This window comes from Priestia sp. JSM ZJ58 (assembly GCF_044383985.1).
Lineage (GTDB): Bacteria > Bacillota > Bacilli > Bacillales > Bacillaceae_H > Priestia > Priestia zanthoxyli.
On sequence record NZ_JBISEM010000001.1, the window covers coordinates 324382 to 337674 of the forward strand.

Below are 13293 nucleotides of genomic sequence, written 5' to 3' on the forward strand. Positions count from 1 at the left end.
CAGGATTTCTACAGAAATTATGGAATAAGACTATCAAACTGATTGTGAACAAGCTCAATGTCTTCGTCAAATTTTTCGTGTGTTTTTTGAAATACGTGCACAAACATCTCTCCGAGTTCAGCTTCTAAAACTTTAATACCTTCTCCGGTTACACCGCCTTTTACGCATACTTTATCCTGCAAGGTAGGAAGCGTAAATATTTCTTTTTCCAACAGTTTTCCCATTCCAATAATCATATCGCTGGCCATGACGGTAGCTTCTTCTGCAGAAATATTTGTTTCTTGGACTGCTGCATCAATAAAGCGTTGAAGCAAAAAGCTGAAGAATGCAGGACCGCAGCTTACAATATCGGATGATACGCGGGTAATCGTTTGATCAATAGCCACAGGCTTTGACATAGATGAAAATAATTCATGTAAATAATTTTGGTAAAAAGGCGTACATCTTTCTCCAAACGTGAAAAGAGAAACACCTGCTAATGCCCGATTCGTAATGCTAGGGATAATTCTAGCTGCTTGACTCGGAATGAGGCGTTCGATTTGTTCTACGCTAATTGGACTGGTAATGGATACAATGCAGTGATCTTTTGTCAGCAGTGGTTCTAATTGTATTAAAAGGGGGTGAATATCCAATGGCTTAACACAAATAAAAATGACTTTGGATGCGTGAACAACTTCTTCAGCTGTATCAGCAACATGAATTTTTTTATGCTGCTGTTGAATCTCTTTGGCCCTTTTTTTTGTACGATTCATAATAGTAATTTTAGAAGGACGTACGGCTTTTGATTCAATAAACGCATCAATTAATATTTTCCCCATGTTCCCTGTTCCGATAAACCCTATGTTCACTGATTCATTCCCTCCTTCAAAAGCCTTTTCTTCTAAACACTATGAAGACGTAATGGAATTTATGACGTTACTTCAAAATTCAAAGGAGTGTACAAGTTGACTTTTTCAAAAAAACAATGGCTAATTGGGTGTATTTGCTTAGCAGTTGGGTTGGCTTTTTATATCTATCGAACAGGAGGAGAGAAACCGGAAAGTTCTCTTCAAACCTCAGATATAATCAAGGCAGAATCTTCTGCTACAAAAAAAGAAGGAGAGTCGTCTAATCAAGTAATTTCAAGCCAAGATTCCCCGTTTGTGATGGTGGATATTAAAGGAGCTGTTCAGAAGCCTGGTGTATACCAGCTTCCGAAAGATGCAAGGGTAAAAGATGCTCTAGCACAAGCCGGAGGCGCTACGAAAGAAGCGGACTTAAGACAGCTCAATTTAGCTACCAAGCTACAAGATGAAATGGCTGTGTATATTCCAGCTGCTGGAGAAGAAATCCCCCCTTCATCTCCAGTTTCTTCAATTTCTTCCTCAGGAACTTCAAATGATCAGCCCCTTGTTAATATCAATACAGCGAACACTGATGAACTGCAAACGTTAAATGGCATTGGACCTTCAAAAGCCAGTGCCATCGTTTCATATCGAGAGGAAAATGGCTTGTTTCAAACAGTAGAGGATTTGGGAAAAGTATCAGGTATTGGCGAGAAGTCGCTAGAAAAAATCAAAACTCAAATTACGGTACAGTAGAGACTTATTGACGAAAAAGGAAAAAAAACGCTACACTATGAAAGAGAAAAGTATCATTATTCAGTTTTAAATAAAAAGGCAGGGAATGAGATGAACCGGATTTCATGGGATCAATATTTTATGGCACAAAGCCATTTGCTAGCTTTAAGAAGCACTTGTGAACGTCTGGCTGTTGGAGCTACAGTGGTGCGTGATAAACGTATTATAGCTGGAGGATACAACGGTTCGATCAGCGGAGGCGTGCATTGTGCTGACGAAGGCTGCTATGTAATTGATGGCCACTGCGTAAGAACTGTCCATGCAGAAGTGAATGCACTCTTGCAGTGTGCTAAGTTTGGTGTGAAGACAGAAGATGCGGAAGTATACGTCACGCATTTTCCTTGTTTAAACTGCTGTAAAGCTCTTATTCAAGCGGGAATTAAAACAGTATATTATGCTAATGATTACAAAAATCATCCGTATGCTGTTGAGTTATTTGAACAGGCGGGAGTGAAAACAGCAAAAGTTGAACTTGATGAAGCAATCATTGACTTAAAAAGTAAAGAGAAGCTTCAATTTGTAACGGATGTTCTCGCTCGTTTAGAAAAAAGCGGAGCTGACGAAGCAGAAGTGATGAATTTACAGCGTGAAGCTCTCGCTTTGTTTACGGCAAATTAAAGGTAAAAGAGGTTTTTTACTTGGTAACAGTAAGAAGCCTCTTTCTTTTAAGAAGAAAGGAGCTAAAAGTGAAAGGATATTATATTTACTGTGCTTTTAGCATGATGCTAGCCTTATATGTATATGATAATCATTCCGCTGTAAGCCTGTTTTTGCTAATCGTGCTTTTCATTTTTCAATGGCTACAATGTCCGAGGAAAGTGGTTATTGCTTCTGCACTGTTGAGCGTTTTGTGCGTCTACCTATTAGCTGAGGCAAATAAGTATAACAAAACGGTTCTTTTAGCTGAATCTTCTACTTTTACAGGCGAAATTTCATCTGTTCCGCATAGTGACGGCGACAAGCTTACTTTTAAGTTTACGGTTCAAAATGAAGAAGTCATGGCTTTTTATAAACTAAAAACGCTGGAAGAGAAACAGCAGCTCGAAAAGCTAACGATTCATCAAGTTTGTCAATTAGCAGGGCAATTAACTTCTCCTTCACCTGCTCGCAACCTTCATGCATTTGATTATCAGCAATATTTATACCATCAGTCTATTCATTGGCAGCTTAACGTCAAGAGACTTGATTTGGCAAAATGCCAGCTCCCCACCTTAACTCCACTTACGTACCTTACCTTTATTCGTCAAAAAGGAATTAATTATATTCAACAAAACATGTCGGATCCAGGCGCTGGATTTATGCAGGCACTAATTTACGGCGAGCGTACTGGGATCGAAGAAGAGAGTATCAAGCGCTATCAGCAATTTGGTTTAATACACTTGCTTGCCATATCAGGTCTTCATGTTGGACTGCTGACAGCGATGTGTTTTTATTTGCTCATTCGGATTGGAATAACGCGCGAGCGAGCCATTACGCTTTTACTTTTGCTTCTTCCTGTATACATGGTTTTGGCCGGTGGCAGCGCTTCAGTTGTCCGAGCTGTTTTTATGAGTATGCTGATGCTTATATCGATAAAAATACAAAGAAAAATTCTTTTGGTTGATAGCATCAGCCTTGCTTTTATGAGCATGCTTCTTTTCAAACCGTACTATTTATTTGATGTAGGATTTCAGCTTTCTTTTGCCGTTAGTTTTGCCTTGATTTTATCGAGTCAGACAATTTTACCTCGTTTTCATTCTTCTTTCAGCCAGCTCATGGCTGTTTCAGCGATTGCACAAGTCAGTTCACTTCCTTTATTGTTGTACTATTTTTATGGAGTATCTCTCCTCAGTTTGCCATTAAATATGGTTTTTGTACCGTTGTTTTCTCTTGTTGTATTACCTCTTTGTTTGCTCATTCTTTTTGTTCGTATCATCTTGCCGGGAGTGAGTGAATTGCTGGAGCAAATTCTTCATGTTCTTTTACTTGCTTGTGAAAAATTGCTTGATTTTTTTGAGTGGATTCCCGCTGATTTCGTAACGGGAAAACCCCATATTTTGCTGTTTTTGGGCATGTACCTATGCATTTATGCTTTATTTGTGGCGGTCGAAGCAGGGAAATTTTTCGTTCGCTATATGTTTCTTCTCGCGGCATTGTTAGCCGCACAATGTATGTATCCTTATTTGAATCCAAAAGGAACGGTCACAATGGTCGATGTAGGACAAGGAGACTGCTTTATCATTGAGCTTCCTTATCGAAAAGGCGTGTATATGATCGATACCGGAGGAACCGTTTCATTTCCAAAAGAACCATGGCAAAAACGCCGTTCTTCTTTTGACGTGGGAGAAGACGTACTTGTTCCCTTTTTGCATTCAAAAGGAATGACAAAGGTAGATAAAATGATTATCACACACGGCGATTATGATCACGCAGGGGCGGCACAACATTTATTTTCACAAGTGGCTGTCGGAGAGCTGGTGCTTGGAAAAAAAGCCGAATTAAATGACGTAGAGACTGGCTTGGTGATCGCTGCTCAAAAACAAAGCGTGCCTGTTCAAATTGTTCAACAAGGAGATAGCTGGCAAGAAGGAGGTGTCTTATTTCAGGTTATTTCTCCGACAGGTTTCGAAGAAACGAGCAACAACGGCTCAATTGTAATAGACGCTAAGTTAGGAAATTTAAGATGGCTATTCACCGGAGATTTAGAAAAGGAAGGAGAACAAAGAATATTGAAAGACTTTCCCAACCTTAAAGCAGATGTATTAAAAGTGGGTCATCATGGCAGTAAAACCTCAACTTCAGAAGAGTTTGTTCAACATTTAAACCCTAAAGTAGCGCTTGTTTCAGCGGGGCAAAAAAATCGTTATGGTCATCCCCATCAAGAAATATTAGAGCTTCTGAAAAGCTACGGGGTGTACATTTACCGAACGGATGAAGATGGTGGGGTAATGTATGAATTTACAAAAAAGTCAGGAACGTTTTCGCAGCAACTTCCATAGTCTATAGTAAGAAAAACGAACTGAAAAAGACTGCTAAGAAGCAGCCTTGAAGCAATTTTACGAACCCAAGTAGTGAATCACAGTTGCAATAACAAATAAGGCAGTGAAAAAGCCAAATGAAACACCAAATCCTACGGCAGAATCGACAGCGTCGTTTCGTTTACTTTGGACACTTTCTTCAAATTGGTTCATTAACACCCCTCCTGTTTACAGTATAATCTAACTTTTTTTAAAAATCTAGACAATTTAAAAGCGTTTTCACAAACTGACAACAGTTAACAACTATACTTTATGAGCATGAGGAGAAAATAGAGATAAGGGTTTAATCATTAACAAATAAGTAACCTAGGGCTTATATTGTTGATGTTTATCATAAACTGAGGAATTGTCGTTTTAAGACAATTCCTTTTGTATTGTTGCCAAAAACTCATAACACCTTTACGATAGAAATTGTATTTTGTTTATCAGTAACTATACATAATCAATATAGATGAATAAAAAAAGAGGAGCGTATATACGTTGGCAGTTGATAGCTTAAAAAGTATTACCAAAAATAATATCGCCCCCGTTTATTTAATACACGGGGTTAATGCATTTATGAGTAAAAAGATTAGAGATAAAATCGTCGACTATACGTTGAATGAAGAAGATAAAGAATTTAACTTGTCCCTATACGATTTAGAAGAGACATCGATTGATCAAGTTCTAGAAGATGCTGAAACGCTTCCTTTTTTAGGAGACAAGCGTGTAGTGGTTGCGAAAAATGCAGCATTTTTAACGGCTGAAAAATCAAAAGATAAAGTTGAGCATGATCTGGCAAAACTTCAGCAATATGTCGAACAGCCCCCGTCTTTTTCAACGTTAATTCTTCTAGCCCCTTATGAAAAGCTGGATGAAAGAAAAAAAATAACAAAATTATTAAAAAAACAAGCAGCTTACATCGAAGCGAACGAATTTGGTGAAAAAGAAATGAAGCAGTGGATTCATAATTTGCTTTCAAAAGATGGAGTGAATATGGATGAAGATGCTGAAACGCTGCTTATTCAGCTTGTGGGGCTTAATGTAACGCTTGTGACAAATGAAATTGAAAAAATGGTGTTATACGTTGGACAAGGAGGAGTCATTACAAAAGAAGTAGTGCTTAAGCTTGTGGCAAAAACGCTTGAACAAAACGTATTTACGCTTATTGACGCTGTTATTCAGCGAAAGGTTTCTATCGCTTTAAATATGTATCAGGATTTGCTGCGTAACAACGAAGAGCCTATTAAAATTTTATCTTTGTTAGCGACGCAGTTTCGTTTAATTTATCATACGAAGCAGCTGTCTAGTCAAGGGTACGGTCAGCAGCAAATTGCTCAAACGATTAAGGTTCATCCGTTTCGTGTGAAAATCGCTTTGCAGCAGAGCAGAAGTTTTGAGGAACAGCAGCTTAAAGGAATTTTAAAGGATTTAGCAGAGGCAGATTATGAAATGAAGACGGGAAAAATGGATAAAGCGCTTATTTTACAGCTGTTTTTATTAAAAAGAGCGCAATAAAAAAACGATCCTAATGGGATCGTTTTTGTCTCAATTATGCAGATAAACCGTTAAGTTTTACTGCTAAGCGAGATTTTTGACGAGCTGCAGCATTTTTGTGGATAAGACCAGATTGTGCGGCTTTGTCTAATTTTTTAGAAGCAACAGCAAATGCTGCTTTTGCGTTATCTACATCGTTGTTTTCAACTAAAGCTTCAAAGTTTTTGATTGCAGTACGCATAGCTGATTTAGCTTGAATGTTATGAGCACGGCGAGCTTCAGTAGTTTTTACACGTTTGATAGCTGATTTAATGTTTGGCATCCGTTTCACCTCCCGAAATGATAACAATCGAGATTATATAGAACTCGACATTCTTCACAATAAGAACAAAAGATATTTTATCAAACACAAGGACAGAATGCAATAGCCTTGACAAGGAATTTTATATGACAGACCTCTCTTTAAAAGCTTGTAGCTGATATTGCGCCCTTCCTTCTACTTTTCGTTTCTTAAATGCATGAATCTGCCAGTCCTCGGTGACAATAATTTCAACAAAGATTGTCTAGGAGGTTAAGAAATGGAAAAAGAACTTGATTTAAGTCAATATAGCGTGCGCACGGATTTAGCTGTCGAAGCAAAAGACATAGCGTTAGAAAATCAGCCTAAACCGAATAACCAGTCAGAAATCAACGGCGTAATTGTAAAAGAAAAAGAAGAACAAGGTGTCAAAATTTCAATGGTAGAAATTACGGAAGAGGGCGCAGAAGCAATCGGTAAGAAAAAAGGCCGATATGTAACCCTTGAATCGGTAGGCATTCGCGAGCAGGATACTGAAAAGCAAGAGGCTATGGAAGAAGTATTTGCTAAAGAGCTGAATTTTTTTATTAAAAGCCTCAACATTCCAGATGATGCTAGCTGTCTTGTAGTGGGTCTTGGAAACTTAAGTGTGACACCAGATGCGCTTGGACCAAAGGCAGTAGATAATTTGTTGATTACAAGACATTTGTTTGAGTTACAGCCTGAAAGCGTGCAAGATGGCTTTAGACCCGTTAGCGCCATTGTTCCGGGAGTAATGGGAATGACGGGTATTGAGACAAGTGATATTATCTTTGGCGTTGTAAAGAAAGTGAATCCGGATTTTATTATTGCAATCGATGCGCTGGCCGCTCGTTCGATTGAACGGGTAAATGCTACCATTCAAATTTCAGATTCAGGTATTCATCCTGGGTCTGGGGTTGGAAACAAGCGCAAAGAAATCAGTTATGAAACACTTGGCATTCCAGTTATTGCAATAGGTATTCCAACGGTGGTGGATGCTGTGTCCATTACAAGCGATACAATTGACTTTATCTTAAAACATTTTGGCCGAGAAATGAAAGAGCAGGGAAAGCCGTCTAAGTCGCTGCTTCCGTCCGGTATGACGTTTGGAGAAAAAAAGAAGCTCACGGAGGATGATTTACCCAATGAAGAGCAGCGTCAAACGTATCTCGGTATGATTGGCACTCTTCCCGATGAAGAAAAAAGACGTCTTATTCATGAAGTGCTTGCACCTTTAGGTCATAATTTGATGGTTACACCAAAAGAAGTGGATATGTTTATTGAAGATATGGCTAATGTAGTTGCAGGAGGACTTAACGCTGCTTTGCATCATGAAGTGGACCAAGAGAACTTTGGGGCATATACTCATTAATACGCTTTTAGATGAATGAGTTCTTCAGAATATAGTCATAATGGTTAGTACTACAGAAGATAAAGAAGTAAGGGGCCTAATAATATGATTAAATTTATTTTAAAATCAGTAGTGCTAACTATTTTTTTACTGTTCGTCGTATTTTTAGGAATGCAGACGGCTCAGCAAGGGCTGATTAAAATGAAGGGATATAATGATCCTTCGATTGAACATGTTATTAATGTGTCTAAAACGTCAGATGGTCAGGTGGAAGCTGCTGTTTTAGGTTCAAAAAAAGTTGTGAACATTGATGAAAAACAGCAGCTTTTAGAAAAACGAAAGGCTTTTAACTTTTTCTCCTCGCTAGGTCAAAGTCTAGCGGAAGGCGTGAAAAGTACAATAGGGAAAGCTTTTAAGGCTATCCATCATCTTCTTAATTAAAAGCAGAATCTCTTTCTGCTTTTTTGTATGGAAAAATCCCCAATGGAATGCTTATTGAATGTTGACGAATGTGTTGTTATAATTTAGTTTAGTGTATTTTGCCGATTTTCAGTAGGAGTGAAAAAAATATGGATAGAGAAGCAAGATTGAAACGACAATCGAAAATCAGAAACTTTTCGATTATTGCTCATATAGACCACGGTAAGTCAACATTAGCAGACCGTATTTTAGAAAAAACAAATGCGTTAACACAGCGAGAAATGAAAGCTCAGCTTTTAGATTCGATGGATTTAGAACGTGAACGTGGAATTACCATTAAATTAAATGCTGTGCAGCTTCAATACAAAGCAAAAGATGGAGAAGAGTATACTTTTCATCTAATTGACACACCGGGACACGTCGATTTTACATATGAAGTGTCGCGAAGTTTAGCCGCGTGTGAAGGTGCTATTCTAGTAGTAGATGCAGCTCAAGGTATTGAAGCTCAAACACTAGCAAACGTATATTTAGCGCTTGATAACAACCTTGAAATTTTACCTGTCATCAATAAGATTGACCTGCCGAGCGCAGAGCCAGAGCGAGTGCGCCAAGAGGTTGAAGACGTAATTGGATTAGATGCGTCGGAAGCTGTATTAGCTTCAGCTAAAGCAGGAATTGGAATCGAAGAAATTTTAGAACAAATTGTTGAAAAAGTTCCTGCTCCTGAAGGGGATCCAGATGCACCGCTTCAAGCGCTAATCTTTGATTCATTTTATGATGCATACCGAGGTGTAGTTGCATCTATTCGTATCGTACAGGGACGAGTAAAAGTAGGCGACAAAATTAAAATGATGGCAACAGGAAAAGAGTTTGAGGTAACGGAGCTAGGTGTGTTAACGCCAAAAGCCGTTGCTAAAGATGAACTTTCTGTTGGCGACGTAGGGTTTTTAACAGCAGCTATTAAAAATGTTGGAGATACGCGAGTAGGGGACACGATTACTCTTGCCAAAAACGGAGCAAGTGAACCTCTTCCTGGCTATCGTCGTCTGAATCCAATGGTATACTGCGGACTGTATCCGATTGATACAGCGAAGTATAACGATCTTCGTGAAGCACTAGAAAAGTTAGAGCTAAATGACTCTGCACTTCAGTTTGAGCCAGAGACGTCTCAGGCCTTAGGGTTTGGTTTCCGATGTGGATTCTTAGGACTGCTTCACATGGAGATTATCCAAGAGCGTATTGAGCGTGAATTTAAAATTGATTTAATTACAACAGCTCCAAGCGTTATTTATGACGTATATTTAACAGACGAGACTCATCTGTCTGTAGATAACCCTTCTAATATGCCGGACCCACAAAAGATTGAACGCGTGGAAGAACCGTATGTGAAGGCCACAATGATGGTACCAAACGATTATGTTGGTGCTGTGATGGAGCTTTGTCAGAAGAAGCGAGGCAACTTTATTGATATGCAGTACTTGGATGCTAATCGCGTGAGTATTGTATACGAAATTCCGCTGGCTGAAATTGTATATGATTTCTTTGATCAACTAAAATCAAATACAAAAGGCTACGCGTCGTTTGACTACGAGCTTATCGGATATCAGCCTTCGAAGCTTGTGAAGATGGATATTCTTTTAAACGGTGAAACGGTCGATGCGCTGTCCTTTATCGTTCACAGAGATTCAGCTTATGATCGTGGTAAAGTCATTGTAGAAAAGCTTAAAGAGCTTATTCCACGTCAACAGTTCGAAGTGCCGATTCAAGCGGCAATCGGTCAAAAAATTGTGGCGCGTTCAACAATTAAAGCCATTCGCAAAAACGTTTTAGCAAAATGTTACGGAGGAGATATCTCTCGTAAACGTAAACTTCTTGAAAAACAAAAAGAAGGTAAAAAACGTATGAAGCAGGTCGGTTCTGTTGAAGTACCGCAGGAAGCATTCATGGCTGTGCTTCGCATGGACGAAGATTAATAGCTGAAATTCTATTATTTAACATGTCAAATTAGTTTTGAAAATGAAGCGAATCTGATACGATAGTAAAGAGTTTTGAGCGCTGTAAATAAGTGTGAACGAACATAGATAAAAATACCGCAGAGAGACTCTGCGGTATTTTTATCATTTATAAATGTGATTGAGGTGAAAGTCCATGGTGAAGGCAGCATATCTGCATATCCCGTTTTGTCATCATATTTGTCACTATTGTGACTTTAATAAAGTGTTTTTCAAAAATCAGCCCGTTATGCCGTATTTGGAAAGCATGCGAGAAGAAATGAAACAAACAGTCGAACGTTATCCAACGACCAATTTGAACACGATATTCGTTGGGGGTGGAACGCCCACAGCCTTAGATGAACAGCAGCTGGAGTATTTTTTAGAATCCATTCGTATGTATCTTCCTTATGATGAGAAAGGTGAGTTTACATTTGAAGCGAATCCGAATGAATTGACAAAAGAAAAGCTTCAGCTTCTCCATGACTATGGCGTGAATCGTTTAAGTATTGGTGTACAAACGTTTAATGAAAGGTTATTGGAGAAAATTGGACGTGTGCATTCAAATAGGCAGGTATTTGATTGTATTGAGCAAGCGAGAAAAATTGGAATGTCGAATATAAGCTTAGACTTAATTTATAGCTTGCCGGAACAAACGGTAGCTGATTTTTCTTCTACGCTTCAAACCGCTTTTTCATTAGAGGTAGAGCATATGTCTGCCTATTCGTTAATTATTGAACCTAAAACGGTATTTTATAATTTAATGAATAAAGGGAAGCTGCCGCTGCCTGCTCAAGAAGAAGAAGCAGCTATGTATGAGCTGCTTATGAAAGAAATGGACAAACAAGGTTTTCATCAATATGAAATCAGTAATTTCGCAAAGTCAGGCTACGAGAGTATTCATAATCTAACATATTGGAACAACGACGATTATTACGGAATTGGTGCAGGCGCACATAGCTATATTGACGGAATAAGACGAGCAAATATTGGACCATTAAAAAAGTACATTGATTCAGTCCAGCAAAAAGGAAATGCATATCTTAATGAAGTGAGCGTGACCGAGGCTGAAAAAATGGAAGAAGAAATGTTTTTGGGCCTTCGTAAAACGAAAGGAGTCTCAAAAGAGGAGTTTAAGCAAAAATTCAATCGAGAATTAAAAGATGTATTTGGAGAACCTATTCAAGAATACAAAGAGAAAGGACTTTTGGGTGAAGACAATAGCTCCGTCTTTTTAACACACAATGGTCGATTTTTGGGGAATGAAGTTTTTCAAGCCTTTATTGGGATAATCTAATACCAAATCGTTGACATCGCTATAGTGATTTGGTAATTTATTATTAGATTTAGCACTCAGAGTTTTAGAGTGCTAACAGAGGTGATGAAGCGTGCTTACTGATCGACAGTTATTAATTTTACAAGTCATTATTGATGATTTCATTCGATCTGCGCAGCCGGTAGGCTCTCGAACATTATCTAAGAAAGAAGAGTTTAATTTTAGTTCGGCTACGATTCGTAATGAGATGTCAGACCTAGAAGAACTTGGATTTATTGAAAAAACTCATACTTCTTCAGGGCGCGTTCCGTCTGAGAAAGGCTATCGTTATTATGTTGATCACCTAGTGTCCCCGCAGCACTTGAAAGCAAGCGATGTTTCTACAGTACGTTCGGTATTTGCTGAGCGCATTGTAGAACTGGAGCAGCTCGTTCAAAAATCAGCGCAAATTTTATCTGATTTAACGAGTTTAACGTCCATTGTGCTAGGGCCAAAAGCGGTCAGCCATAAGTTAAAACAGCTGCAGATTTTACCTTTAACGGCTCAGTCAGCTGTTGCCATTATTGTGACTGATACAGGACACGTTGAAAGTCGGACGATTACGTTACCGAGCAGTATTCAACCTTCCGATATTGAAAAGATGGTTAACATTTTGAACGAAAAGCTCATCGGCGTTCGCATTACTGATTTACATGATAAAATGTACAAAGAAGTAGCGACGCTCTTAAAAAGCCACATTCAAGGGTATGAGCAGACGATGGATATACTCAATGATGCATTAAAGCTCAACATGAATGGCAAATTAGTAGTTGGCGGCAAAACGAATATGTTTGCTCAGCCGGAATTTCATGATCTTAATAAAATTCGCGGGCTGTTCAACATTATTGAACATGAACAGCAGTTTTATAAGCTGCTAAGCCCAAATGAGGCTGGCATACACGTGAAAATTGGTCATGAAAATAAGTTGAATGAAATGGTAGGCTGCAGCTTAATTACAGCTAGTTATTCTTTTGGTCACGAACAGCTCGGCACAATTGCTATACTGGGACCGACCCGCATGGAATATGCGCGTGTGATTAGTTTGCTTACACTGCTATCATCAGATATGTCTCAAGTGTTAACAAACTTGTATAAAGAATAAAGGAATCGGGTGGAATATATTACTTCCATCCTTTCCCTGTGATAAAATAAAAATCGTTGTTTAAAATGTGAAAATGTGTGTAAACATTTAAGGGAGGTGAATGAATTGTCAAACGAAAAGCAAGTAGAAGAACAAAACGAAGAAGTGGTTGAAGAAGTTCAAACAGAAGCTGCTGAAGCAACTGAAGCTGAAGCGTCTGAGGAAGTAAACCCTCTTCAACAAGAAAATGATCAATTAAAGCAACAGCTTGAAGAAGAAGAGAATCGCTACTTACGTCTACAAGCTGATTTCGATAATTTCCGTCGTCGTTCACGTCTCGATGCAGAAGCTGCTCAAAAATACCGTGCTCAATCATTGGTTGCGGATATTTTACCAGCACTTGATAACTTTGAACGTGCATTACAAGTTAACACAGCGGACGAACAAACTAAATCTGTGCTACAAGGTGTAGAAATGGTATACCGTCAATTGGTGGAGGCACTTCAAAAAGAAGGTGTTGAAGCAATTGAGTCAGTTGGGAAAACATTTGATCCATACGAGCATCAAGCAGTGATGCAAGTAGAAGACGATGAATACGAACCGAACACGGTAGTAGAAGAGCTTCAAAAAGGTTACAAATTAAAAGATAAAATCATCCGCCCTGCGATGGTTAAAGTGAATCAATAACACTACATATTATGAAG

At 38.7% G+C, this 13293-nt stretch carries 13 protein-coding genes; 10 read left to right on the forward strand and 3 right to left on the reverse strand.

Annotated elements, in window-relative coordinates:
- Window positions 1-17 precede the first annotated feature (17 nt).
- Entirely contained in the window at window positions 18-848 is an 831-nt protein-coding gene (comER, locus tag ACH6EI_RS01625; RefSeq protein ID WP_099000499.1) for a late competence protein ComER, read from the reverse strand.
- 96 nt (window positions 849-944) lie between these two features.
- On the opposite strand from comER, the gene ACH6EI_RS01630 reads away from it, so the two are divergent.
- From ACH6EI_RS01630 to ACH6EI_RS01640, 3 genes are all read left to right on the forward strand, one after another.
- A complete protein-coding gene (locus tag ACH6EI_RS01630) occupies window positions 945-1580 on the forward strand; it encodes a helix-hairpin-helix domain-containing protein (RefSeq protein WP_099000498.1) in 636 nt (211 codons plus the stop codon).
- Between the two features lie 90 nt (window positions 1581-1670).
- Complete coding sequence (locus tag ACH6EI_RS01635) at window positions 1671-2237, forward strand: ComE operon protein 2 (protein ID WP_028411661.1); 567 nt, start codon at window positions 1671-1673, stop codon at window positions 2235-2237.
- Window positions 2238-2305: 68 nt separating this feature from the next.
- The gene (locus ACH6EI_RS01640; protein ID WP_108674862.1) at window positions 2306-4597 is read left to right on the forward strand and encodes a DNA internalization-related competence protein ComEC/Rec2; all 2292 of its coding nucleotides are present in this window, start codon (window positions 2306-2308) and stop codon (window positions 4595-4597) included.
- A 57-nt stretch (window positions 4598-4654) separates the two neighbouring features.
- Here the strand turns inward: ACH6EI_RS01640 and ACH6EI_RS01645 are convergent, their stop codons facing one another.
- The gene (locus tag ACH6EI_RS01645; RefSeq protein WP_013059251.1) at window positions 4655-4789 is read right to left on the reverse strand and encodes a YqzM family protein; all 135 of its coding nucleotides are present in this window, start codon (window positions 4787-4789) and stop codon (window positions 4655-4657) included.
- Window positions 4790-5116: 327 nt separating this feature from the next.
- Here ACH6EI_RS01645 and holA point away from each other — a divergent pair, with 327 nt between their 5' ends.
- Window positions 5117-6133 (forward strand): DNA polymerase III subunit delta, encoded by a 1017-nt coding sequence (gene holA, locus ACH6EI_RS01650; protein WP_099331296.1) that lies wholly within the window; start codon window positions 5117-5119, stop codon window positions 6131-6133.
- 34 nt (window positions 6134-6167) lie between these two features.
- On the opposite strand, the gene rpsT is transcribed toward holA, so the two are convergent.
- Window positions 6168-6434, reverse strand: a complete 267-nt coding sequence (gene rpsT / locus ACH6EI_RS01655; RefSeq protein ID WP_013085065.1) for a 30S ribosomal protein S20 — start codon at window positions 6432-6434, stop codon at window positions 6168-6170.
- Window positions 6435-6690: 256 nt separating this feature from the next.
- On the opposite strand from rpsT, the gene gpr reads away from it, so the two are divergent.
- The 6 genes from gpr to grpE all read left to right on the forward strand — a co-directional run bounded on the left by gpr (window position 6691) and on the right by grpE (window position 13276).
- Complete coding sequence (gene gpr, locus ACH6EI_RS01660; RefSeq protein ID WP_028411658.1) at window positions 6691-7803, forward strand: GPR endopeptidase; 1113 nt, start codon at window positions 6691-6693, stop codon at window positions 7801-7803.
- An 84-nt stretch (window positions 7804-7887) separates the two neighbouring features.
- Window positions 7888-8223, forward strand: coding sequence for a YqxA family protein (locus ACH6EI_RS01665; protein ID WP_099331295.1), 336 nt, complete (start codon window positions 7888-7890; stop codon window positions 8221-8223).
- Between the two features lie 128 nt (window positions 8224-8351).
- Window positions 8352-10175 (forward strand): translation elongation factor 4, encoded by a 1824-nt coding sequence (gene lepA, locus ACH6EI_RS01670; protein ID WP_013059246.1) that lies wholly within the window; start codon window positions 8352-8354, stop codon window positions 10173-10175.
- A gap of 175 nt (window positions 10176-10350) precedes the next feature.
- Complete coding sequence (hemW, locus tag ACH6EI_RS01675) at window positions 10351-11490, forward strand: radical SAM family heme chaperone HemW (protein ID WP_033579674.1); 1140 nt, start codon at window positions 10351-10353, stop codon at window positions 11488-11490.
- A 91-nt stretch (window positions 11491-11581) separates the two neighbouring features.
- Window positions 11582-12610 carry a heat-inducible transcriptional repressor HrcA gene (gene hrcA / locus ACH6EI_RS01680; RefSeq protein WP_013059244.1) on the forward strand — a complete coding sequence of 343 codons (1029 nt, stop codon included), beginning with the start codon at window positions 11582-11584 and terminating at the stop codon, window positions 12608-12610.
- 105 nt (window positions 12611-12715) lie between these two features.
- A complete protein-coding gene (gene grpE / locus ACH6EI_RS01685; RefSeq protein WP_028411655.1) occupies window positions 12716-13276 on the forward strand; it encodes a nucleotide exchange factor GrpE in 561 nt (186 codons plus the stop codon).
- The last annotated feature ends 17 nt before the right edge of the window (window positions 13277-13293 follow it).

Excerpts from the sequence above, each read along its gene's own strand:
- ACH6EI_RS01665 (WP_099331295.1), top strand. The coding sequence starts at position 7,888 with ATGATTAAATTTATTTTAAAATCAGTAGTGCTAACTATTTTTTTACTG.
- ACH6EI_RS01645 (WP_013059251.1), bottom strand. The coding sequence starts at position 4,789 with ATGAACCAATTTGAAGAAAGTGTCCAAAGTAAACGAAACGACGCTGTC.
- lepA (WP_013059246.1), top strand. The coding sequence starts at position 8,352 with ATGGATAGAGAAGCAAGATTGAAACGACAATCGAAAATCAGAAACTTT.
- hemW (WP_033579674.1), top strand. The coding sequence starts at position 10,351 with ATGGTGAAGGCAGCATATCTGCATATCCCGTTTTGTCATCATATTTGT.
- ACH6EI_RS01635 (WP_028411661.1), top strand. The coding sequence starts at position 1,671 with ATGAACCGGATTTCATGGGATCAATATTTTATGGCACAAAGCCATTTG.
- gpr (WP_028411658.1), top strand. The coding sequence starts at position 6,691 with ATGGAAAAAGAACTTGATTTAAGTCAATATAGCGTGCGCACGGATTTA.
- rpsT (WP_013085065.1), bottom strand. The coding sequence starts at position 6,434 with ATGCCAAACATTAAATCAGCTATCAAACGTGTAAAAACTACTGAAGCT.